Here is a 22,389-nt window from a genome sequence, read left to right as displayed (position 1 = left end):
ATGGAACTCCACGACGTCTGGTTCGTGCTCATCGCCGTTCTCTGGATCGGCTACTTCTTCCTGGAGGGTTTCGACTTCGGCATCGGGGTCCTCACCAAGCTGCTGGCCCGCGACCGCAAGGAACGCCGTGTCCTGATCAACACGATCGGCCCGGTCTGGGACGGCAACGAGGTGTGGCTGCTGAGTGCGGGCGGAGCGACCTTCGCCGCCTTCCCGGAGTGGTATGCCACCTTGTTCTCCGGCTTCTATCTGCCCTTGCTGATCATCCTGCTCTGCCTGATCGTGCGCGGGGTGGCCTTCGAGTACCGGGCGAAGCGGCCCGAGGAGCGCTGGCAGACCAACTGGGAGCACGCGATCTTCTGGACCTCGCTGATCCCCGCGGTGCTCTGGGGTGTGGCCTTCGGGAACATCGTCAGGGGCGTGAAGATCGACGCCGACATGGAGTACGTCGGCAACCTCTGGGATCTGCTGAACCCGTACGCCATCCTGGGCGGACTGGTCACGCTCTTCCTCTTCACCTTCCACGGGGCGGTCTTCGCCGCGCTCAAGACCGTCGGGGACATCCGGGCCAGGGCGCGCGGGACGGCCCTCAAGCTGGGCCTGGCCACCGCGGTGCTCGCGCTGCTCTTCCTCCTCTGGACCCAGGTGGAGAACGGGAACGGATGGAGCCTCGTCGCGATGGCGATCGCCGTGGTGGCGCTCGTCCTGGCCATCGGAACCATCGCCGCGGGACGTGAGGGCTGGTCCTTCGCCTTCTCCGGCGTGACCATCGCCGCGGCCGTCGCGATGCTCTTCCTGACGCTCTTCCCGAACGTCATGCCGTCCTCGCTGAACGAAGCCTGGAATCTGACGGTCAGCAACGCTTCGTCGAGCCCTTACACCCTCAAGATCATGACCTGGTGCGCCGGCATCGCCACTCCGGTGGTGCTGCTGTACCAGGGCTGGACGTACTGGGTGTTCCGCAAGCGCATCGGCACGCACCACATCGCCGACGCGCACTGAACCCACCGGCGCGCGCCCACCGCAGGGCGCGCGCCGACACCCGCTGACCCGAGGCGTGTGCGCCGACGCGCCAGACACGAGCTCACTGGGGAGCTGTTTCACGTGAAACCGATCGACCCGCGCCTGCTCCGGTACGCCCGCGCCACCCGTTTCTTCATGGCCGCGGTCGTGGCGCTCGGGCTGGTCGGAGCGGCTCTGGTCATCGCCCAGGCCATGCTCATCGCAGAGGTGGTGGTGGGCGGATTCGAGGACGGGCTGACCGCTGGCGGTCTCCGCACCCCGCTGCTCCTGCTGGCGGCGGTCGCGCTCGGGCGGGCCTTCGTTGCGTGGCTGACCGAACTGGCCGCGCACCGGGCGAGCTCCGCCGTCAAGTCCGAGCTGCGCGGACGGCTCATGGAACGCGCGGCGGACCTGGGCCCGGACTGGCTGAGCGGGCAGCGCACCGGATCCCTCGTCGCGCTGGCCACCCGTGGGGTCGACGCGCTGGACGACTACTTCTCCCGTTACCTGCCGCAGCTCGGCCTCGCGGTCGTGGTGCCGGTGGCGGTGCTCGCCAGGATCGTCACCGAGGACTGGGTGTCGGCGGCCATCATCGTGGTGACCCTGCCACTGATTCCGCTCTTCATGATCCTCATCGGGTGGGCGACCCAGTCCCGGATGGACCGTCAGTGGCGACTGCTGTCGAGGCTCTCGGGGCACTTCCTCGACGTGGTCGCCGGGCTGCCGACCCTGAAGGTCTTCGGTCGCGCCAAGGCGCAGGCCGAGTCGATCCGCACGATCACCTCGCAGTACCGCACGGCCACGCTGAAGACGCTCCGGATCGCCTTCCTGTCGTCCTTCGCCCTGGAGCTGCTCGCGACACTGTCCGTGGCCCTGGTCGCGGTGACGATCGGGATGCGGCTCGTCCACGGAGAGCTGGATCTCTACACAGGGCTGGTGGTGCTCATCCTGGCACCCGAGGCCTATCTGCCGATCCGCCAGGTCGGCGCGCAGTACCACGCGGCCGCAGAGGGGCTCTCGGCCGCGGAGGAGATCTTCACGGTGCTGGAGACCGAGACCGTGGCCGGCGGCACCCAGGAGGTGCCGCAGTCGCTGCGCCTGGAGCTGGCGGACGTGACGGTCCGGCACGAGGGCCGCGTGGACCCCTCGCTCGACCGCGCGTCCCTCGTGGTCGAGCCGGGAGAGACCGTCGCCCTTGTCGGCCCGAGCGGGGTCGGCAAGTCCACGCTCCTCGACGTGATTCTCGGATTCGCCGTGCCCGACGAAGGGCGGGTCACGGTCGGGGGGACCGAACTCGCCGCCCTCTCCCCCGAACGCTGGCGCGAGCAGATCGCGTGGGTCCCGCAGCGTCCGCATCTCTTCGCCGGGACGATCGCCGAGAATGTACGGCTCGCGCGTCCGGACGCCGATGACGAAGCGGTACTCGCCGCTCTGCGGGACGCGGGCGCGCACGACTTCGTGACCGCCCTGCCGGACGGCGTCAGGACACCTCTCGGTGAGGAGGGCGCCGGGCTGTCGGCGGGCCAGCGACAGCGGATCGCACTGGCCCGGGCGTTCCTCGCCGACCGGCCGCTGCTGCTGCTGGACGAGCCGACGGCGAGTCTGGACGGTGAGACGGAGGCCGGCATCGTCGACGCGGTACGGCGGCTGGCAGCCGGACGCACCGTGCTGCTGGTGGTCCACCGGCCCGCCTTGCTGTCGGTCGCGGACCGGGTGGTGGAGCTCGAACCGAAGGTCTCCGGCAGGCTGCCGGCGCGGGCGGCGACGGGGGTCGGTGAGGGCGCCGTCGGTCCTGTGACTTCCGCCGCGTTCTCCCGTGCGGGCCTTCGGGACGACGGAGAGCTGCCGGACGCGGGAGAGACCGGCCTGCTGAAGGACACCTCCCCGAGAGCGGGCGGCCGGGTGCTCGCACGGGTCCGTGAGGCCGCGGGTTCCCAGCACGGGAAGTTGGGCCTGGCACTGCTGTTGGGCAGCCTCGCCGTGGGATCGTCGGTCGGCCTCATGGCCGTCTCCGGATGGCTGATCTCGCGCGCCTCCGAGCAGCCCCCCGTGCTGTATCTGATGGTGGCCGTCACCGCGACCCGGGCCTTCGGGATCGGCCGGGCCGTCTTCCGCTACGCCGAGCGTCTGGTGTCGCACGACGCGGTGCTCCGGATGCTCGCCGAACTCAGGGTCGCCGTGTACCGGGGGCTGGAGGGCATCGCGCCCGCCGGTCTCCGCACGACCCGGCGGGGCGACCTGTTGTCCAGGCTGGTCTCCGACGTGGACGCCTTGCAGGACTACTGGCTGCGGTGGCTGCTGCCCGCCGGCACCGCGCTCGCGGTCGGGGCGGCGTCCGTCGGGTTCGTCGGCTGGATGCTGCCGGAAGCGGGCGCCGTCCTGGCGGCCGGACTGCTTCTCGCGGGTGTGGGGGTGCCGTGGCTCACCGGAGCCTGCGCCCGGCGGGCCGAACGCAGGCTGGCCCCGGCCCGGGCCGCGCTGGCCGTCCGGGTCGCCGACCTCCTCGGCGGGACGGCCGAGCTGACCGTCTCGGGCGCACTGGGCGCCCGTAAGGAGCAGGTGCGCGCCGCGGACCTGGTCCTCACGCGGATTTCCTCGCGGGCGGCGACCGCCACCGCGCTCGGCGGCGGGCTCTCCGCGCTGATCTGCGGGCTCACCGTGGTGGCGGCGGCGGTCGTCGCACTGCCCGCGGTGTTCGACGGGCGACTGGAGGGCGTCGAGCTCGCCGTCGTCGTCCTCACTCCGCTCGCGGCCTTCGAGGCGGTCACGGGGCTGCCGCTCGCCGTGCAGTACCGCCAGCGGGTGAAGAGGAGTGCGGAGCGGGTCTTCGAGGTCCTGGACGCACCCGTGCCGGTCAGGGAACCGGCCGAGCCCGTCGAGGCGCCGTCGTCGCCCTTCCCGCTCGACGTACGAGGGCTCTCGGCCCGGTACGAGGGCACGGAGCGCGACGCGCTGTGCTCGGTGGACCTGACGTTGCTCCCCGGCAGGAGGGTCGCGGTGGTGGGGCCGTCCGGGTCGGGCAAGACGACGCTCGCGCAGGTCCTCCTGCGCTTCCTGGACGCGCGGGAGGGGACGTACCGTCTCGGCGGTGTCGAGGCCTCCGCGCTGGACGGGGACACGGTCAGGAGCTTCGTCGGACTGTGCGCCCAGGACGCGCATGTCTTCGACAGCTCCATCCGCGAGAACCTGCGGCTCGCCCGCACCGACGCGTCGGACGGCCTGCTGCGGGACGCTCTCGCCGGGGCCCGGTTGCTGGACTGGGCCGAGTCGCTGCCGGACGGCCTCGACACGCTGGTGGGCGAGCACGGCGCCCGGCTCTCGGGCGGGCAGCGGCAGCGACTGGCGCTGGCCCGCGCGCTCCTCGCCGACTTCCCGGTACTCGTACTCGACGAGCCCGCGGAGCATCTCGATCTGGCCACGGCCGACGCCCTGACCGAGGATCTGCTGGCCGCCACCCGAGGGCGTACGACCGTGCTCATCACGCATCGGCTCGCGGGACTCGACGCGGTGGACGAGATCCTCGTGATGGACGAGGGCCGGGTGGTGCAGCGTGGCCCGTACGCCGCACTGGCCGACCAGGACGGGCCGCTGCGCCGGATGCTCGAACGCGAGCAGGAGCCCGTGCGGACGGAGGCGGATGGAATGCGGCCCGTGGAGGAGGCGTCCGTGCGGGCCTGAGCGCGGTGACCACTCCGGATCCGACTTTCCGGACCATTCCCCGCTTATTAGGCTCGGGGCATGCCGGAGCAGGAACCGAAGGATTCGACCGAGGCCTCGCGACCGACCGCCGCGAGGCTCCGGGGGCTCTCCGCCGAGCTGACCGCCCGTGTTCCCGCCCTGCTGGAAGCCACCAGGTCCGTCGGCACGGGACTCGGACTCCACTCCACCCTGGAGCGCATCTGCGAGACGGCGGCGGAGCTCGCCCGCGCCCGGTACGCGGCCATCGGGGTCGTGGAAAGCCCGGGGGGGAACCTCTGTGATTTCGTCACCTTCGGCGTTCCGGAGGGGACGGACCGGGCCGTCGGGCGTCCACCCGACGGCCACACCGGTCTCATCGGCGCACTGATCACGGAGGGCGTGCCCATCAGCCTGGAGGATCTGGGCGCCGACCCGCGCTTCTGCGGCTTCCCGCCCGGCCATCCGCGGATGCGGACGTTCCTCGGCGTTCCGATCCGGGTCCAGGGCAAGATCTTCGGCAATCTCTACGTGATGGAGAAGCAGGACGGTGGCGCGTTCGGCGAGGACGAACTGCAGATGCTGCGGGTGCTCGCCACGGAGGCCGGTATCGCCGTCGCCCACGCGCGGACGTACGAGGCCGCCCGACAGCGCGAACGGTGGATCAACGGTTCGGTGGCCGTCACCACCGCCCTCCTCTCGGGCGGGGACGCCGACGAGGCCCTGACCGTCGTCGCCGAGCAGGCCCGTCGCCTGGCCGACGCCGCCGCGGGCATCGTGATGCTCCCGGCCGAAGAAGGGGGCCTGGAGATCGTCGCCGTCGCCGGGGACAAGCCGGCCGCCTCGCTCGGGGTGATCATTCCGCCACGGAGTCCCGTGGTGGCGGCGCTCCTCAGGGGCGAGGAGGTCTTCCTGGACGATCCGGCCACCGACCCTCGCATGATCACCAGGGTGGCCGACCAGTTCGGCCCGCACATGCTGCTCCCCCTGCGCAGTGGCGGCCGTGTGCTGGGCGCGCTCGCCATTCCACGGGAGCGGGGCGGACGGCCGTTCACGCAGACGGAGCGGACGCTCGCGACGCACTTCGCCGCGCAGGCGGCACTCGCGCTGAAACTGGCCGAAGCCCAGCGGGACAGGGAGCGGCTCGCCGTCTACGAGGACCGGGACCGGATCGCCCGGGACCTCCACGACCTGGTGATCCAGCGCCTGTTCGCCACCGGGATCATGCTGGAGGGTGCCCAGCGGCGCTCGTCCGTCCCCGCGGTGCGGGAGGGGGTCGGGCGGGCGGTCGACGAACTGGACGTGACCATCCAGGAGATCCGCACCGCGATCTTCGCGCTGCAACAGGAGCCTGCCGAGGCGCCGTCCGGGCTGCGGACCCGGGTGCTACGGGAGATCAACATGGCGGCGGTGCCGCTGGGGTTCACGCCCTCGCACCGCTTCCTCGGGCCCGTGGACTCGCTCGTGGGGGAGCTCGCGGGCAAGAACCTCATCGCCGCGCTGCGCGAGGCGCTGTCCAACACCTTCCGGCACGCCAGGGCCTCCCGGGTCGAGGTGGGCGTGGACGCGACCGCCGTGCTGCCGGACGGCCGGGAGGCGGTACGGCTGTCGGTCACGGACGACGGGGTGGGCATCCCGGAAGGCGGACGGCGCAGCGGTCTGCGCAACCTTGCGAGGCGCGCGGAATCGCTGGGCGGCTCCAGCTGGTTCGGGCCGGGAGCGGGGGAGGACGGCGGCGGTACGACGGTGATCTGGCAGGTCCCGCTGTGACGGCGAGCTGAGCACCTCGCGGGGCATCTGCCTGTTGTGCGGGCCTGGGCACCTGCCCGGCGCGCACGCGCAGTTCAGACCTGCTGCCCTCCGGCCTGGCGCACACGCGCTGTTCCGGGGGCCCCGCGCTCGCGCCGTTCTGAGCGTAGGTGCCCCCCTGTTCTGTCGGCCCGGTACGCGGGCTCAGCGCGTGGAGAGGATGCGCTCGATGACGACCGCGACCCCGTCCTCGTTGTTCGTGAGCGTCACGCCGGACGCGGCGGCGACGGCGTCCGGGTGGGCGTTGCCCATGGCGAACGAGGTTCCCGCCCAGCTCAGCATCTCCACGTCGTTGGGCATGTCACCGAAGGCGACCACTTCCTCCGCGGCGATGCCGCGCTCCGCGCAGCACGCGGCGAGGGTGCCCGCCTTGGAGACTCCGAGGCCGCTGATCTCCAGCAGGGCGGTGGGGCTGGACCTGGTGAAGGACGCACGGTCCCCCGCGGTCTCGCGTGCCAGCGCCAGGAAGGCGTCCGGGGCGAGCTCGGGGTGGTGGGCGAGGGCCTTGAGGACCGGGGTTCCGCTGCCCGGGGTCTCCTCGTACAGCAGCTTCTCCGCGACGGCGACCGTGGCGCCCGGGTCCATGTGGAACGGCGGGTAGGCCGGTTCGTAGTGGATGCCGGTGGTCAGTTCGACGGCGAACGACACACCGGGGGCGGACGCGCGGAGGACCTCGACCACGTCCAGGGCGATTGCGCGGTCCAGCGGGAAGACCTCGAGGAGCCGGCCGTCGTGGAGATCGGCGACGGCGGCCCCGTTCGCGCAGATGGCCATGCCGTGGCCCTGGACGTGGGCGCTGACGACATCCATCCAGCGGGCGGGCCTGCCGGTGACGAAGAAGACCTCGATTCCCGCCGCTTCCGCCGCCGCCAGAGCGGCGACCGTGCGGTCCGACAGGGTCTTGTCGTCACGCAGCAGGGTGCCGTCCAGATCGGTGGCGATCAGACGGGTCACGGCAGGCAGGGGTGAGTCGGAGGCTGAGGTCACCCGGTCATTCTCCCGTACGACGTCGCACGGGCGTGCAGAGGGTCACACATTTGAGAGCACAAGCCCCTGAACTGGGGTACATGACCACGGTATATGCCAAGGGCCGACGGCCCCGCCGCTTGGGCCGAACACGCCCGGCCACCAGGCGGACGCCGCCCGAACCACCAGGCGGGAACGCCTGGCCACATAAGGCCCGAACGGCCGGACAGCGCCCGGCCTGAGCAGGGGCGATGCTCAGGCGAGCTGTGCAGTGCCTTCGGTGGCGATGCGTTCGAACACATCGAGGTCCGCTGCGAAGTCGGAGTCCGGTACGGGCCAGTGGACGACGATTTCGGTGAAGCCCAGCTCGAAGTGGGTCCCCGCGAAGTCCACGAACGCGTCGAAGGACTGGAGCGGACGGTCCGGAGTGAAACCGGTGAGCAGGATCTTGTCCAGCTCGCCGGCGTCCCGCCCGGCCTCGTCGCAGGCCGCGCCCAGCCGGCTGATCTGGCCGCGGATGGCGGCCACGGACTGTTCGGGGGTACCGGCCTCGAACAGCTTCGGGTCACCGGTGGTCACCCATGCCTGGCCGTATTGGGCGGCGAGCTTCAGCCCGCGCGGCCCGGTGGCGGCGACCGCGAAGGGAAGCCGCGGCCGCTGGACGCAGCCGGGGATGTTCCGTGCCTCGTTGGCAGCGTAGAACTCGCCCTCGTGCGTCACGGAGGGCTCCCGGAGCAGCCGGTCGAGCATCGGGACGAACTCGGCGAAGTGGTCGGCACGTTCCCTCGGCGTCCAAGGCTCCTCACCACTCCTGCGCAGGGTCGTGGCGTCGAAACCGTTGCCGCCGGCGCCGATACCGAGCGTGATCCGGCCGTTGGACACGTCGTCGAGGGTGATGAGGTCCTTGGCGAGCGTCACCGGGTGCCGGAAGTTGGGCGAGGTGACGAGTGTGCCCAGGCGCAGGCGCTCGGTGGCCGCGGCAGCGGCCGTCAGGGTCGGGACCGCGCCGAACCACGGCCCGTCACGGAAGGTGCGCCACGCCAGATGGTCGTAGGTGTACGCGGCGTGGAAGCCCAGGTCCTCGGCCCGCGCCCACAGGGCCCGGCCGCCGTCGTTCCAGCGGTGGATGGGCAGGATCACGGTGCTCAGTCGGCGGGTTGAGGTCATGACCACGACTCTACGGCGACGGCTGCGGGGCTTCGCGAGGCACCTCGGGGCTCGGGCAGGGGGCAGGAACGCCGGGCAGGGCGGGCGGCACTGGTTGCCGGGGCGGCGGGCCGGAGCGACGCTGGAGAGGAACCCGGCCGGTCCTGCCCGCGCAGGTGTGCACGGCGCCCGCCGGGGGTCGTCGGAAGGAATGGTCGCCATGAGGATGCTGCTCACCGCGCACATGGACACCGAGACCGCCAATCGTGCGGTGTCCGACGGAACCTTGCCGAAGGTCCTCGAGGAGGTCGTCGAGCACCTCAAGCCCGAAGCGGCGTACTTCACTCTCCAGAACGGTCAGCGCACCTGCCTGATGGTGTTCGACATGCAGGACTCCGCCCAGATGCCGCCGCTCCTGGAGCCCTTGTTCCATGCCAACTCCAGCCTCAGCCTGCAGCCTGCGATGAATCTGGAGGACCTGAAGGCGGGGCTGGGCGGCATGAAGCGCTGATCCCCCGGGGTATCGGCGGTACGCAGTCATTCGCGTGGACGCAGGAACTCGGGCGGTACCGAGTCGGTGAGCCACACCCCGTTGGCGCTGACGTGGAAGAGGTGGCCGGCCCGGTGCATGGCCCCCGAGTCCACGGAGAGGACGACCGGCACGCCCCGTCTCGCGCCGACGCGCACGGCCGTCGCGCGGTCGGGGGAGAGGTGGACGTGGTGCCGGTTCATGGGCCGCAGCCCTTGGGCCCGGATGTCGTCGAGAGCCCTGGCCACGGTGCCGTGGTAGAGGTACGCCGGCGGCACGGCTGCGGGCAGGTCGAGGTCCACGGTCACGGAGTGACCTTGGTTCGCCCGGATGCGGCCGGCGTCGACGGCGAAGCGTTGCTTGTCGTTGGCGGCGACCACGTGATCGAGCTCCTCCGGGGTGATCACGAATCCGTTGCGGGCGCACGCCCTCAGCAGCTCGTCCACGTCCACCCAGCCATGCGGATCGAGGCTGATTCCCAACCGCTCCGGCTGGTGCCGAAGGTGCTTCGACAAGTACTTGGACACCTTGACGGTGCGTTGTTCGTCCATGCCGTCAGCGTCCCGCGCCGGCGCCCCGTGGCGCACCCACATTTTCACTCGCCGTTTTGGGGTTTCATTACCGCTCGAAGGTTTGATCCACAGCCAACTCCGGTTATCCACAGGTAATTTGACGATTCTGTGGACAAGCGCCCCGCGCTTTGCGGCATTTGTGCAACTACTCTCCACTATGCCCGACTTGTTGCCCACAGGGCCGCTGAGCCCGCCGACGACGCGGTCCCAGAAGGAAGATGGGCAAGTCCAAGAACTGGTCGGTGAGTTGCGGGCCGCCCATGCCGGCGCCCTGAACAGTGCCCGTAGCAAAGCTGGTTCGGCGGATGAACCGCGAACTCCCATTTCGCTCAGAGCGGCGGTTTCAGTCGTGCCACCCTCCGCAGAGCCCGAGGGCTGTACCGGGACAGCAGGCGGGCCACCCGCGCTTCGGGTGTCACCGGTACCACGGCGCGGTTGTGCACCACCGCCTCCAGAATCGCTTGAGCGACCTTCTCGGCAGGGTAGTTACGCAGTCCGTAGAGCCGTCCGGCCCGTGCTCGCAGGCGCTCCTCCTCGGCCCTCTCCGTCCCGGCGAAGCGTGCCGTGGCGGTGATGGCGGTGCTGATGACACCGGGGCATACCGTACTGACGCCGATCGACTGCCCGGCCAGTTCGGCACGCAGGCACTCGCTGAGCATCAGCACCGCAGCCTTCGACGCGCTGTACGCGGGCAGCGCGCGCGACGGCTGATATGCGGCCGCCGAGGCGACGTTGACGATGTGACCGCCCTGGCCGCGCTGGCTCATCCTCCTGCCGAAGACCCTGCAGCCGTGGATGACTCCCCACAGATTGACGTCGAGAACGTTCCGCCAGTCCTCGGTGGTGGTGTCGAAGAAAGACCCCGACACTCCGATACCGGCATTGTTCACCAGGACGTCGACGACGCCGTGCTCCGAGGAGACCCTCTCGGCGAGCTCCTCCATCGCCTTCTCGTCCCCGACATCGGCCACTTCGCTCCACGCGCCGGGCGCACCGGCCTCCAGGGCCGCCTCCACGGTCCGGGCCACACCCTCCACGTCGACGTCCACCGCCACGAGCCGTGCGCCCGCCGTCGCGAAGGCCAGAGAGGTGGCGCGCCCGATCCCTGAGGCGGCTCCAGTCACCAGGACCAACTGGCCGCCGAATCGGTCCGCATGGGGGCCGGTCGCGCGCCTGGGCGCCGTCACGGGACGCGCGGAGATGACACGGCCAGGTCCCACAAACGCGTCGCGACCGGGATCCGCGCATCCGTCGGGGCCGGAGCCCTCGGACAGGACGAACTCCGACACCCAGGAAGCGATTTGGTCGGGCCTCGTGCGCGGAACCCAGTGCTTCGCCGGAAGGCTGCGGCGCACCAGACGGGGCACCCACTCGTCCAGCTCGTCGTAGAGCACCGGCGAGAGGAAGGCGTCGCCGGTGGGCGTGATCAGCTGGACCGGGACGTGGGCGTAGGCGTCGGGACGCGGGCGGCGCAGGCGGAAGCGGATGTTGTCGCGGTAGAGCCAGGCCCCGTTGGCCGCGTCCTGGGGGAGGGAGGACGTCGGGTATCCGTCCGCAGGAACCTTCTCCATCCGTTGCAGGATCCGTGGCCACTGCCTGCCGAGCGTCCCGTGCCAGGCCAGCTCGGGCAGCACCGGGGTGTGCAGCGCGTATACGTACCAGGACTTGGCTCCCTGGCCGAGCAGCTGTCCCAGGCGGCGTGGGTTCGGGTGCGACATCCTGCGCTTGATCCAGTGCCCGAAATGGTCCAGGCAAGGCCCGGACATCGAGGTGAAGGACGCGATCCGGCCTCTGGTCCGCTCCACCGTCGCGAACTCCCACGACTGTACGGAGCCCCAGTCGTGGCCGACCACATGCACCGGGGCGTCCGGGCTCACAGCGTCCGCGACGGCGAGGAAGTCGTAGGTCAGCTTCTCCAGGGTGAAGCCTCCGCGTAACGGCCGGGGAGCCGTCGATCTGCCGTGTCCCCGCACGTCGTAGAGCACCACGTGGAACCGGTCCGCCAGGCGTCCCGCGACCTCGGACCAGACCTCCTTGCTGTCCGGATAGCCGTGCACCAGCACGATCGTCGGCTGCGCCGGATCGCCCAACTCGGCGACGCACAGCTCGATTCCGCCCGTACGAACCCAGCGCTCACGCGCGTCTCGCAGATCCACGCCGTCTCCTCGTCCTGTCCCGGCGTCGCGGTACGCGTCCGTAACGTGACACCGACGAATGTGGCAACCGCCGGGTGGCCGCGTCAAGGGATGCCCCGAACCTGTGGACGACGCCCTGTGGAAACGCCCAAGGGGGACTCCCTGTGGAAACGCCCTGCGGACGCGCCGCTTGACCTGCCCTGCCGACGGGCCCCCGGAGTCGCGTCCACCTCCGTGGGGTCCCCCTACGGGTCCGTACACCTGGAGTCGGACGCCGATACAGCCGTCTGGTCTGACGACGCCCGTGGCGCGCGCCACTACCTTCATAGGCGTGACTGTGATCGCAATCGAAAGCCTGAGCAAGCGGTTCCCGAGGGTGACCGCGCTTGACCGGCTCTCCTTGGACATCGGACCGGGTGTGACCGGTCTGGTGGGTTCCAACGGGGCCGGCAAGTCCACACTGATCAAGATCCTTCTGGGTCTCTCCCCCGCCACCGAAGGCCGGGCCGCAGTGCTCGGGCTCGACGTCGCCACCGAAGGCGCCGCGATCCGGGAACGGGTGGGGTACATGCCTGAGCACGACTGTCTGCCGCCGGACGTGTCGGCGACCGAGTTCGTCGTGCACATGGCGCGGATGTCCGGGCTGCCGCCGACCGCGGCGCGTGAGCGCACGGCGGACACGCTGCGCCACGTCGGCCTCTACGAGGAGCGCTACCGGCCCATCGGGGGCTACTCGACCGGTATGAAGCAGCGGGTGAAGCTGGCGCAGGCGCTGGTCCACGACCCGAAGCTCGTCCTGCTCGACGAGCCGACCAACGGTCTCGACCCTGTCGGACGCGACGAGATGCTGGGTCTGATCCGCCGCGTGCACACCGACTTCGGGATCTCGGTGCTGGTCACCTCGCATCTCCTCGGGGAGCTGGAGCGGACCTGCGACCATGTCGTCGTCATCGACGGCGGCACCCTGCTGCGCTCCAGTTCCACGAGCGACTTCACCCAGACCACCACGACGCTGGCCGTCGAGGTCACCGACAGCGACGCCCACCCCGACGGGACGGACGCCCTGCGCGAGGCCCTCACGCGCGCCGGGATCAAGCTCGTCGGACACGACGGACTCGACGCCGAGGGCCTGCCGGGAGCCGGGCACATCCTCCTGGTGGAGGCCACGGGCGAGGAGACGTACGACCTGGTCCGCGACAGCGTCGCGGGGCTCGGACTGGGACTTGTCCGGATGGAACAGCGGCGCCACCGCATCGCCGAGGTCTTCCGCACCGAAGAGGCACCCCAGGCGGCCCTGGCCGCGGCGGCGGGTGCCGGACAGCAGAAGGGGAGCGGTCGCGATGAGCACTGAGACCGGGACCGTGGCCGGGAACGAGACCTCCCGGATCCACAACATCGGATACCGCTCCTACGACGGCGTCCGGCTGGGAAGGGCCTATGCCCGCCGTTCGCTCTACTCGCAGTCCCTGCGGGGCTCGTTCGGGCTGGGGAGGTCCGCCAAGTCCAAGGTGCTGCCGATGCTCCTGTGCGGGGTGATGTGCATGGTGGCGCTGATCCTCGTCGCGGTCGCCATGGCGACGCCCGGCATGACGAAGCTCCCCATCGAGTACACGGCCTTCGCGATCTACCTGCAGGCCGTGATCGGGCTCTTCATCGCCTCCCAGGCGCCCCAGTCCGTGTCCAGGGACCTGCGCTTCAAGAGCGTGCCGCTGTACTTCTCACGGCCGATCGAGCGTGTCGACTACGTGCTCGCCAAGTTCGCCGCGATGGCCTCGGCACTCCTCATCCTGACCGGGCTGCCGCTCGTCATCCTCTACGTGGGCGCGCTGCTCGCGAAGTTCGACTTCGCCGATCAGACCAAGGGCTTCGGACAGGGGATGGTCTCGGTGGCGCTGCTCTCCGTCCTGTTCGCTGGGCTCGGGCTGGTGGTCGCCGCGCTGACACCGCGCCGGGGCTTCGGCGTCGCCGCGGTGATCGCCGTCCTGACCATCACCTACGGCGCGGTCTCCACCGTCCAGGCGATCGCCTGGGAGACGGACTCCGCGAACGCCATCACCTGGCTCGGGCTGTTCTCCCCCATCACGCTGATCGACGGGGTGCAGACGGCCTTCCTCGGCGCCTCCTCCGCCTTCCCCGGGGGCGAGGGGCCCGGCGCCGCCGCCGGTGTCGTCTATCTGATCGTTGTCCTCGCGCTCGTCCTCGGCTCCTACGCCGTGCTGATGCGCCGTTACCGGAGGGTCGGGCTGTGACCACCATCGAGATCGATCACACCTCCCGCTGGTTCGGGAACGTGGTCGCCGTCAACGACGTGAGCATGACGGTGGGCCCCGGCGTCACCGGTCTGCTCGGCCCCAACGGAGCCGGCAAGTCCACGCTGATCAACATGATGGCCGGGTTCCTCGCGCCGTCGACCGGCACGGTGACGCTCGACGGTACGCAGATCTGGCGCAACGAGTCGGTCTACAAGGCCATCGGGATCGTTCCGGAGCGGGAGGCGATGTACGACTTCCTGACCGGCCGGGAGTTCGTCGTGGCCAATGCCGAGCTGCACGGACTCGGCGACGTGGCGGCGCACAAGGCGCTGGCCACCGTCGAGATGGAGTACGCGCAGGACCGCAGGATCTCGACGTACAGCAAGGGCATGCGCCAGCGCGTCAAGATGGCGTCCGCGCTGGTCCACGACCCTTCGGTGCTGCTGCTGGACGAACCGTTCAACGGCATGGACCCGCGCCAGCGGATGCAGCTGATGGACCTGCTGCGCCGTATGGGCGCGGAGGGCCGCACCGTGCTCTTCTCCTCGCACATCCTGGAGGAGGTCGAGCAACTCGCCTCGCACATCGAGGTCATCGTGGCGGGCCGCCATGCGGCGTCCGGTGACTTCCGGAAGATCCGACGGCTGATGACGGACCGGCCGCACCGCTACCTCGTACGCTCCAGCGACGACCGGGCCCTCGCCGCCGCGCTCATCGCCGATCCCTCGACGGCCGGGATCGAGGTCGACGTCACGGAACAGGCCCTGCGCATCCAGGCGGTCGACTTCGGCAGGTTCACCACGCTGCTGCCGAAAGTGGCACGCGAGCACGGGATCCGGCTGCTGACCGTCTCACCGTCCGACGAGTCCCTCGAATCGGTCTTTTCCTATCTCGTAGCGGCCTGAGTAGTGGCCTGAAAGGAGCTGTGAAGCGTCATGTACGACCCCACAGTCGCCCGGCTCACCTACCGGGCCCTGCTCGGCCGGCGCCGGGCCGCCATCCTGTTCGTCCTGCCCGTCCTCCTGATCGCCATCTCGGTGGCGGTACGGGCGTTCGCCGGCGCCGACGACGGTGTGGCCTCCGGCGTGCTGGGCGGATTCGCCCTGGCCACGATGGTGCCGCTGATCGGTGTCATCGCCGGGACGGGCGCCATCGGGCCCGAGATCGACGACGGTTCGATCGTCTATCTGCTGGCGAAGCCGGTGAAGCGCCCCACGATCATCCTGACCAAGCTGATCGTCGCGATCGCCGTCACGATGGTCTTCTCCGCGCTGCCGACCTTCGTCGCCGGCCTGATCCTCAACGGCAACGGCGGGCAGATCGCCGTCGCCTACACGATCGCGGCGCTGGTCGCCTCGATCGCGTACAGCGCGCTGTTCCTGCTGCTGGGCACGGTCAGCCGGCACGCGGTGGTCTTCGGTCTCGTGTACGCGCTGGTGTGGGAGGCCCTCTTCGGCAGCCTGGTGCCGGGCGCCCGGACGCTCAGCGTGCAGCAGTGGTCCCTCTCGCTCGCCGAGAAGGTCGCCGGGGACGGCCTGGTCACCGCTGACGTCGGTCTGCCGCTGGCGACGGTCCTGCTGGTCGCGGTGACGGTCGTGGCCACGTGGTACGCGGGCCAGAAGCTGCGGGCGCTCAAGCTCGCCGGCGAGGAGTGAGACCCGTCCCCCTCCCACACGCAGCCCTCGCCCTTTCCTTCGGGCGGGGGCTGTCCTGTGAGCGGACGGTGACGGAGTAACTGTACGGTTGTCGGCTCGTTGTACCGGGTGCGTGGAGGCAACCGGAATCTGTGGCGTCGAGCTTTCGTGAATTCGGGGAATGCCGGCAGCGGTGAGGCAGCGCCCACCGGCCGGTCATCGAGTGAGTGGCAACCGTGAGCGACCTCCGCCCTCTCGGCCCGGGGACAGGGCTCTCCTTGTCGTTCCCACGCACGAGAGGCACACCCATGCCCACAGAAGTAGCCCTGCTCGAATCCCAAGCCCTCCGGGTCGAGCAGATGGGGCGCGTCGAAGTCCTCGACAAGATCAAGAGCCTTGTCATGCTCCCGGATGGAATTCACGTCCGCACAGAGGAAGTGGCTCGCTACTTCGAAGTATCCACAACCTCGGTCAGGAGGCTGACGGACCGGCACCAGAAGGAGTTGGTCAGCAACGGCATGATGGTGCTGCGAGGCGCTGAGCTGCACTCCTTCCAGAGCGACATGGTGTCGCGATGGGAGGGCGAGGGCCCGGGAAGTTATCCACAGGCAGCCACGCAGCTCCGGCTCTACACCCGCAGGACCGTGCTCAACGTCGCCTTGCTCCTTCGCGACAGCGACATCGCGCGCAGTGTCCGGACCCACCTGCTCGACGCGGAGGAGGACCTCAGGGCCTCCTACGTCTCGCTCGACCGGCGCGTCACCCGCATCGAGGGCTGTCTCGCCGACGTGGGAAGTGCGCTCCAGGAGCTCGGCCCCGTGCTTGGCCGGATGTCGCAGCGGCTCGACTCGCTCGACCGGAAGCTCGATGTCACGCACCAGCTCGTCGGTGCGATCAGCATCCGGCTCACCGACGTATCGCACGACGTCATCCGCCTCGATGCCCGCATGGACGACCTCGCGCACCGGCTGAGGGATCTGGGCCGCCGTACGAGCGGCTGACGTACGTCCGGGGCCACCGGAAAATGGGTGGCCCCCCGACTCCGGTCTCCGGCACAGTGAGGGGGCGGGCGCCGGGGAGGCGCCGTTCATGAGGACCGGGAGAGGAGCGCGGCGATGACCAGGAGTCCGAGTCCGTCGTGTTCCCGACAGGGCGGTCCGCAGCCGGCGCCGCGGTAGCTTCATCAGCTGCCCGCGCAGTCGCCGCAGCAGGACACCCGGGGTGGCCCACCGCGCGCGACGCGTGGCCACCCTCCCGGAGGATTGGCCGAGTGGTAAGGCAGCGGCTTGCTAAGCCGTCGTCGGGGCGCGAGCCCCGCGCGCGTTCGATCCGCGCATCCTCCGCAGTGGCCCGGACACGCCAACTGCCCTCCGGGGCCACCCCGTGCAGCGGCGGCCCGGGAGCGTCAACTGCCCTCCGGACCCACCGCTCACGCGCGCGTAGCCGTCCGGAGCAGCTCCTCCAGCACCACCGCGATGCCGTCGTGCTCGTTCGACGCGGTGATCTCGTGCGCCACGGCCTTCAGTTCGTCGTGAGCGTTGGCCATCGCCACGCCGTGCTGTGCCCATCCGAACATGGGGATGTCGTTCGGCATGTCGCCGAACGCCAGGGTGTCCGCCGCCTTGAGACCCAGCCGGCGGGCGGCCAGGGAGAGACCGGTCGCCTTGCTCAGCCCCAGGGGCAGGATCTCGACGACCCCCGGGCCTGCCATGACCACGTTCACCAGGCTGCCGACGGCCTGCCGCGCCGCCTCGGTCAGGGCGTCGTCGTCGAGCTCCGGGTGCTGGATGTAGACCTTGTTCAGCGGAGCGGTCCACATCTCGGCCGGGTCATCCATGAGGTGGGTGGGCAGCGGTCCCTCCTGCACCCGGTAGCCGGGCCCGACGAGAACCTCACCCTGGAGTCCGTCACGGCTCGCGGCCAGCGCGAGCGGACCGACCTCCGCCTCGATCTTGGACAGCGCGAGTCCGGCGAGCTGCCGGTCCAGGGTCAGGGAGGTCAGCAGCTTGTGTTCGCCGGCGTGGTAGACCTGTGCGCCCTGGCCGCACACGGCCAGCCCTTCGTAGCCCAGGTCGTCCAGGATGTGCCGGGTCCAGGGCACTGCTCGTCCGGTGACGACGATGTGGGCCGCGCCGGCCGCGGTGACCGCGGCCAGCGCCTTTCGCGTGCGCTCGGAAACCGTGTGGTCGTCGCGCAGCAGGGTCCCGTCGAGATCCGTGGCGACGAGCTTGTAGGGGAAGGTCACTTGGAGACCGGCTCCAGCAGCTCGCGCCCGCCCAGGTAGGGACGGAGAATCTCCGGCACCCGCACCGAGCCGTCGGGCAGCTGGTGGTTCTCCAGGATGGCGACGATCGTGCGCGGTACGGCGCAGAGCGTGCCGTTCAGCGTGGCCAGCGGCTGGACCTTCTTGCCGTCGCGCATGCGGACGGAGAGCCGGCGGGCCTGGAACCCGTCGCAGTTCGAGGCGGAGGTCAGCTCGCGGTACTTGCCCTGGGTCGGGATCCACGCCTCGCAGTCGAACTTCCGCGACGCCGAGGCCCCCAGGTCGCCGGTGGCGACATCGATCACCTGGAACGGCAGCTCCAGGCCGGTGAGCCACTGCTTCTCCCAGTCCAGGAGCCTGCGGTGCTCGGCCTCGGCGTCCGCGGGGTCGACGTACGAGAACATCTCGACCTTGTCGAACTGGTGGACGCGGAAGATGCCCCGGGTGTCCTTGCCGTACGTACCCGCCTCGCGGCGGAAGCAGGGGGAGTAGCCGGCGTACCGCAGGGGCAGCTTGTCGGCGTCGATGATCTCGTCCATGTGGTACGCCGCGAGGGGCACCTCGGACGTGCCGACCAGGTAGTAGTCGTCCTTCTCCAGGTGGTACACGTTCTCCGCGGCCTGGCCGAGGAAGCCTGTGCCCTCCATGGCGCGCGGGCGCACCAGCGCGGGGGTCAGCATGGGCACGAAACCGGCCTCGGTGGCCTGGGCGATCGCCGCGTTGACCAGGGCCAGCTCCAGCAGGGCGCCGATGCCGGTCAGGTAGTAGAAGCGCGATCCGGAGACCTTGGCGCCGCGCTCCATGTCGATGGCGCCCAGTGCCTCGCCGAGCTCCAGGTGGTCCTTGGGTTCGAAGCCCTCCGCCCCGAAGTCACGGATGGTGCCGTGCGTCTCCAGGACGACGAAGTCCTCCTCGCCGCCGACCGGAACGTCTTCGTGGACGATGTTGCCGAGCTGCAGGAGCAGCCGCTTGGCCTCGGCGTCCGCCTCGTCCTGTGCGGCGTCGGCGGCCTTGACCTCGGCCTTGAGCTGATCGGCCTTCTTGAGGAGCTCGGCACGCTCCTCGGGGGTGGCCTTGGGGATCAGCTTGCCGAGCGACTTCTGCTCGGAGCGGAGTTCGTCGAAGCGGACGCCGGACGACCTGCGCAGCTCGTCGGCGGAGAGCAGGGCGTCGACGAGTGCGACGTCCTCTCCACGGGCGCGCTGGGAGGCGCGAACACGGTCGGGGTCCTCACGGAGCAGGCGAAGGTCAATCACCCCTCAAGGCTACCGGTGCGGCTGTCCGCTGCTCGAACCGATATCGACGAGCGTGGCGCTTTGCCCGAATTGCCGGAATCAATAAGCTTGACGGGAATCGAGGTGCCGACGGGGGTGGCGCTCGTCAATAAAAGGGTCCCATTGCCTCGAAAAGGGAACAAGCGCGCCCGTTGTTTGACGCATCGGCGGTGTGAGGGCCGGGAGTTGAGGGCCTGGGGGTGACCTGTTGTCCACAGGGGGTGCGTGATCCAATTAGTTATCCACAGGCTGTGAAGAAGATCTGTGGATGCCGGAGTGGATCGTTCCGAAACCGGCGAGACAGGGCAGAGATTCGCCGCTCAAACCTCTTCCGTGCACTCATTCGGGTGGGTATTCCTCGTTCCAAAGCGTTGATCTAGGGAATTGGAGTGACACGGGGGGAGCTGTGGGGCTGTGAGGGATCCAGGGCTCCTGGGAGATTTGTCGACCATGTCGCATTGCGGTGTCGACTTGTCCCCAGGCGGAGTGCCTGCCCTGTGGATAACTCTGTGTGAAACAGCGGTCTGAAGACAGGACCCGTGACCCGGCCCGTCAGCCGCTCCATCCCGCGCCCTCCGGGAGCGGCTTCGGACCTGAGCTCGGAGCTGGCTGAGGCGCAGTCCTGGGCGGAGATCGGCTCTGCCCGCTCAGACCCGGCCGTCCTGGCTGCGGGCCAGCCAGTCGGACGCCTCCGTGAAGTCCCTGTCCGACGTCCCGATCCGCAGGGCCCGCACCTCTTCCGGTGTCACTCCGGCACGGGGGTACGAGCCCAGGAAGCGCACATTGGGACAGATCCGCTTCAGCCCCATCAGCGCCTCACCGACCCTGCGGTCGGCGATGTGCCCTTCGGCATCCACGGCGAAGCAGTAGTTCCCGATGCCCTCACCCGTGGGCCGGGACTGGATCAGCATGAGGTTGACCCCGCGTACGGCGAACTCCTGGAGCAGTTCGAGCAGAGCACCGGGATGGTCGTCGCCGAGCCAGATGACCACGGACGTCTTGTCGGCCCCCGTGGGTGCGGACGGCCTGGCCGGGCGTCCTACCAGCACGAAACGCGTCTGAGCGTTCTCCGCGTCGTGGATCTCCGTCACCAGCGGTTCCAGCCCGTAGGTCGCCGCCGCGAACTCGCCGGCGAAGGCGGCGTCGTAGCGCCCCTCCTGGACCAGCCGGGCGCCGTCCGCGTTCGACGCCGCCGACTCCCACAGCGCGTTGGGCAGATGCGCCGCCATCCAGTTGCGCACCTGCGGTTGCGCGGCGGGGTGGGCCGTGACGGTCTTGATGTCCGACAGCTTCGTCCCGGGGCGCACCAGCAGCGCGAAGGTGATCGAGAGCAGCACCTCGCGGTAGATCATCAGCGGAGCGCCGGTGGTCAGCTCGTCGAGCGTGGCGCTGATCCCGCCCTCGACGGAGTTCTCGATGGGGACGAGTGCCGCCGCGGCCTCTCCGCCACGCACAGCGTCCAGCGCGGCCGGAACCGAGACCATCGGGACGAGTTCACGGGTCGCGGCTTCGGGGAGGGTGCGGAGGGCCACCTCGGTGAAGGTGCCTTCGGGACCGAGGTAGGCGTAACGCGTGGCTGACATGCGGTCAGCCTAAAGGGCTCCCGGACCGGCCCGCGCGCCTCGCGTCACGCGGCGGGGAAGCTCACGGGTCACGCGGTGGGGAAGCATCCGCTCATCAGGCCCCGGTTCGCCTCGGGGCCGCCCCGGGCAAGGCCCCGGCTCGCCACGGTTCCGCCCCGCATCACGCCTAGGCCCTCCCGGGTGCCGCCCCGCGCGCAGCAGCTCTCGGCTCCGGTGGGCACAAGCCGCCTCACGCCTCCAGCAAGCGCTGCCCCACGTACTCCCCGGCCGCAGCACCGCCCGGGACGGCGAAGAGGCCGCTCGCCTCGTGCCGGATGAACGGTGAGAGCGCGTCCCCCCGATCCAGTTTGCGCTGGACGGGGATGAAGCCCTTGAACGGATCCGCCTGCCAGCAGATGAAGAGCAGCCCGGCGTCCGGGGAGCCGTCGTCGGCGATGCCGTCGTGGTACGAGAACGGGCGGCGCAGCATCGCGGCGCCTCCGTTCTTCTCGGGGGAGGAGATCCGGGCATGGGCGTTGGCCGCGATCAGCAGCTTTCCGTCCGGACCTGTCTTGTCCAGGTCCATCTCGGTGTCCTCGGAACCGCCGCTCAGCGGGGCGCCGTCCGCCTTGCGACGGCCGATGACCTGCTCCTGGCGCTCGACCGTGAGTTCCTCCCAGTCGTCCAAGAGCATCCTGATCCGGCGGACCACGGCGTAGGAGCCGCCCGCCATCCAGGAGTTCTCCGATCCGCCGGACGGGACGAAGATCCGCTCGTCGAAGTCGCTCTCGGTCGGCTTCGGGTTGTTGGTGCCGTCGACCTGGCCCATGAGGTTGCGTGCGGTCATCGGGCGGGCAGTGGCGCCCGGTGTGCGGTTGAAGCCGTTCATCTGCCACCGCACCCTGGCCGTCGGGCCGGCCTCCTTCTGGAGGGCGCGCAGCGCGTGAAAGGCCACGAGCGCGTCGTCCGCGCCGATCTGCACCCAGAGATCGCCGTCGGACCGCTTGGAGTCGAGGTGGTCGGAGGAGAAGGCCGGCAGCGGGTCCAGGGCGGCCGGCCTGTGGCCGGTCAGGCCGGTACGGGCGAAGAAGGTCCGCCCGAATCCGAAGGTGACGGTGAGGGAGGACGGCCCCGCGTCCAGTGCCACACCGGTGTCGTGCCCCCGGCCGCCTTCTGCCGGTTCGCCGGCCATCAGCCGTTCGGCCACGGCAGACCAGCGCCGCATCAGGGCGGCGGCCTCCTTGCGACCCGCGTCGGCCGCCAGGTCGAACGCGACCAGGTGGCCGCGTGCCTGAAGGGGAGTGGTGATCCCCGGTTGATGTTTCCCGTGAAACACCGCCTCGGTCGAACCGACCGTGGTCAGGGCGGTCGGTTCGTCCCCCTGAGCCGCGGTGTGTCCGCCCACGCCGCCGGCCGCGCCCAGGACGAGCCCTGCCGCACCGGCCGCTCCCACGCTGCCGATCAGCTGTCGCCGGGAGACGACGCCCTCCCCGCGACCTGCGTCGTCGAGACGGCCGGCGCCGCTCGCGGTACCGACCTCTGCCCGGACATCCTTCTTCTTGCTCACCCT

General features: G+C 70.1%; 17 protein-coding genes and 1 tRNA gene. 10 read left to right on the top strand and 8 right to left on the bottom strand.

Features of this window, described 5'->3' with window-relative positions:
• The 3 genes from cydB (at position 1) to ABZY45_RS20940 (ending at position 6,447) form a co-directional block, all read left to right on the top strand.
• Positions 1 to 1,002 carry a cytochrome d ubiquinol oxidase subunit II gene (cydB, locus tag ABZY45_RS20950; RefSeq protein WP_356741903.1) on the top strand — a complete coding sequence of 334 codons (1,002 nt, stop codon included), beginning with the start codon at positions 1 to 3 and terminating at the stop codon, positions 1,000 to 1,002.
• A gap of 102 nt (positions 1,003 to 1,104) precedes the next feature.
• Positions 1,105 to 4,680: a thiol reductant ABC exporter subunit CydD gene (gene cydD, locus ABZY45_RS20945; protein ID WP_356741900.1), complete on the top strand. Its 3,576-nt coding sequence runs from the start codon at positions 1,105 to 1,107 to the stop codon at positions 4,678 to 4,680.
• A 60-nt stretch (positions 4,681 to 4,740) separates the two neighbouring features.
• Complete coding sequence (locus ABZY45_RS20940) at positions 4,741 to 6,447, top strand: GAF domain-containing protein (protein ID WP_356741898.1); 1,707 nt, start codon at positions 4,741 to 4,743, stop codon at positions 6,445 to 6,447.
• Between the two features lie 183 nt (positions 6,448 to 6,630).
• Here the strand turns inward: ABZY45_RS20940 and ABZY45_RS20935 are convergent, their stop codons facing one another.
• The gene (locus tag ABZY45_RS20935; protein WP_356741896.1) at positions 6,631 to 7,473 is read right to left on the bottom strand and encodes a Cof-type HAD-IIB family hydrolase; all 843 of its coding nucleotides are present in this window, start codon (positions 7,471 to 7,473) and stop codon (positions 6,631 to 6,633) included.
• A gap of 234 nt (positions 7,474 to 7,707) precedes the next feature.
• Positions 7,708 to 8,619 carry an LLM class flavin-dependent oxidoreductase gene (locus ABZY45_RS20930; protein WP_356741894.1) on the bottom strand — a complete coding sequence of 304 codons (912 nt, stop codon included), beginning with the start codon at positions 8,617 to 8,619 and terminating at the stop codon, positions 7,708 to 7,710.
• Positions 8,620 to 8,818: 199 nt separating this feature from the next.
• Between ABZY45_RS20930 and ABZY45_RS20925 the strand changes: the two genes are divergently transcribed.
• Positions 8,819 to 9,109, top strand: a complete 291-nt coding sequence (locus ABZY45_RS20925) for a hypothetical protein (RefSeq protein ID WP_356741892.1) — start codon at positions 8,819 to 8,821, stop codon at positions 9,107 to 9,109.
• Positions 9,110 to 9,135: 26 nt separating this feature from the next.
• Here the strand turns inward: ABZY45_RS20925 and ABZY45_RS20920 are convergent, their stop codons facing one another.
• Together ABZY45_RS20920 and ABZY45_RS20915 are read right to left on the bottom strand one after the other, a co-directional pair.
• Positions 9,136 to 9,678, bottom strand: a complete 543-nt coding sequence (locus tag ABZY45_RS20920; RefSeq protein ID WP_356741890.1) for an RNA 2'-phosphotransferase — start codon at positions 9,676 to 9,678, stop codon at positions 9,136 to 9,138.
• A gap of 350 nt (positions 9,679 to 10,028) precedes the next feature.
• Complete coding sequence (locus ABZY45_RS20915; RefSeq protein WP_356741889.1) at positions 10,029 to 11,855, bottom strand: SDR family oxidoreductase; 1,827 nt, start codon at positions 11,853 to 11,855, stop codon at positions 10,029 to 10,031.
• A gap of 310 nt (positions 11,856 to 12,165) precedes the next feature.
• On the opposite strand from ABZY45_RS20915, the gene ABZY45_RS20910 reads away from it, so the two are divergent.
• The 6 genes from ABZY45_RS20910 (at position 12,166) to ABZY45_RS20885 (ending at position 17,063) form a co-directional block, all read left to right on the top strand.
• Positions 12,166 to 13,185: an ABC transporter ATP-binding protein gene (locus ABZY45_RS20910; protein ID WP_356741887.1), complete on the top strand. Its 1,020-nt coding sequence runs from the start codon at positions 12,166 to 12,168 to the stop codon at positions 13,183 to 13,185.
• Positions 13,175 to 14,083, top strand: a complete 909-nt coding sequence (locus ABZY45_RS20905) for an ABC transporter permease (RefSeq protein ID WP_356741885.1) — start codon at positions 13,175 to 13,177, stop codon at positions 14,081 to 14,083. The genes ABZY45_RS20910 and ABZY45_RS20905 overlap by 11 nt, the downstream gene beginning before the upstream one ends.
• Positions 14,080 to 14,991, top strand: a complete 912-nt coding sequence (locus tag ABZY45_RS20900) for an ABC transporter ATP-binding protein (RefSeq protein WP_356741884.1) — start codon at positions 14,080 to 14,082, stop codon at positions 14,989 to 14,991. Before ABZY45_RS20905 ends, ABZY45_RS20900 begins: the two co-directional genes overlap by 4 nt.
• Positions 14,992 to 15,021: 30 nt before the next feature.
• Complete coding sequence (locus ABZY45_RS20895) at positions 15,022 to 15,741, top strand: ABC transporter permease (protein WP_356741882.1); 720 nt, start codon at positions 15,022 to 15,024, stop codon at positions 15,739 to 15,741.
• A 287-nt stretch (positions 15,742 to 16,028) separates the two neighbouring features.
• The gene (locus ABZY45_RS20890) at positions 16,029 to 16,721 is read left to right on the top strand and encodes a hypothetical protein (RefSeq protein ID WP_356741881.1); all 693 of its coding nucleotides are present in this window, start codon (positions 16,029 to 16,031) and stop codon (positions 16,719 to 16,721) included.
• Between the two features lie 255 nt (positions 16,722 to 16,976).
• Positions 16,977 to 17,063: transfer RNA gene (locus ABZY45_RS20885), tRNA-Ser, on the top strand.
• Positions 17,064 to 17,149: 86 nt separating this feature from the next.
• On the opposite strand, the gene ABZY45_RS20880 is transcribed toward ABZY45_RS20885, so the two are convergent.
• The 4 genes from ABZY45_RS20880 to efeB all read right to left on the bottom strand — a co-directional run bounded on the left by ABZY45_RS20880 (position 17,150) and on the right by efeB (position 22,386).
• Positions 17,150 to 17,965 carry an HAD family hydrolase gene (locus tag ABZY45_RS20880; RefSeq protein ID WP_356741880.1) on the bottom strand — a complete coding sequence of 272 codons (816 nt, stop codon included), beginning with the start codon at positions 17,963 to 17,965 and terminating at the stop codon, positions 17,150 to 17,152.
• Positions 17,962 to 19,239 (bottom strand): serine--tRNA ligase, encoded by a 1,278-nt coding sequence (gene serS, locus ABZY45_RS20875; protein ID WP_356741878.1) that lies wholly within the window; start codon positions 19,237 to 19,239, stop codon positions 17,962 to 17,964. The genes ABZY45_RS20880 and serS overlap by 4 nt, the downstream gene beginning before the upstream one ends.
• Positions 19,240 to 19,904: 665 nt before the next feature.
• Complete coding sequence (pheA, locus tag ABZY45_RS20870; RefSeq protein WP_356741877.1) at positions 19,905 to 20,840, bottom strand: prephenate dehydratase; 936 nt, start codon at positions 20,838 to 20,840, stop codon at positions 19,905 to 19,907.
• 229 nt (positions 20,841 to 21,069) lie between these two features.
• Positions 21,070 to 22,386, bottom strand: coding sequence for an iron uptake transporter deferrochelatase/peroxidase subunit (gene efeB, locus ABZY45_RS20865; protein ID WP_356741876.1), 1,317 nt, complete (start codon positions 22,384 to 22,386; stop codon positions 21,070 to 21,072).
• Between the last annotated feature and the right edge of the window lie 3 nt (positions 22,387 to 22,389).

The organism is Streptomyces sp. NPDC006516, from assembly GCF_040611875.1.
GTDB lineage: Bacteria > Actinomycetota > Actinomycetes > Streptomycetales > Streptomycetaceae > Streptomyces.
This window is presented reverse-complemented; position numbering and strand designations above follow the sequence as displayed.

What these genes read in the sequence shown, in the direction of transcription:
- cydB (WP_356741903.1), top strand. Translation starts at nt 1, where the DNA reads ATGGAACTCCACGACGTCTGGTTCGTGCTCATCGCCGTTCTCTGGATC.
- ABZY45_RS20940 (WP_356741898.1), top strand. Translation starts at nt 4,741, where the DNA reads ATGCCGGAGCAGGAACCGAAGGATTCGACCGAGGCCTCGCGACCGACC.
- ABZY45_RS20930 (WP_356741894.1), bottom strand. Translation starts at nt 8,619, where the DNA reads ATGACCTCAACCCGCCGACTGAGCACCGTGATCCTGCCCATCCACCGC.
- ABZY45_RS20925 (WP_356741892.1), top strand. Translation starts at nt 8,819, where the DNA reads ATGAGGATGCTGCTCACCGCGCACATGGACACCGAGACCGCCAATCGT.
- ABZY45_RS20920 (WP_356741890.1), bottom strand. Translation starts at nt 9,678, where the DNA reads ATGGACGAACAACGCACCGTCAAGGTGTCCAAGTACTTGTCGAAGCAC.
- ABZY45_RS20905 (WP_356741885.1), top strand. Translation starts at nt 13,175, where the DNA reads ATGAGCACTGAGACCGGGACCGTGGCCGGGAACGAGACCTCCCGGATC.
- ABZY45_RS20895 (WP_356741882.1), top strand. Translation starts at nt 15,022, where the DNA reads ATGTACGACCCCACAGTCGCCCGGCTCACCTACCGGGCCCTGCTCGGC.
- ABZY45_RS20890 (WP_356741881.1), top strand. Translation starts at nt 16,029, where the DNA reads ATGCCCACAGAAGTAGCCCTGCTCGAATCCCAAGCCCTCCGGGTCGAG.
- pheA (WP_356741877.1), bottom strand. Translation starts at nt 20,840, where the DNA reads ATGTCAGCCACGCGTTACGCCTACCTCGGTCCCGAAGGCACCTTCACC.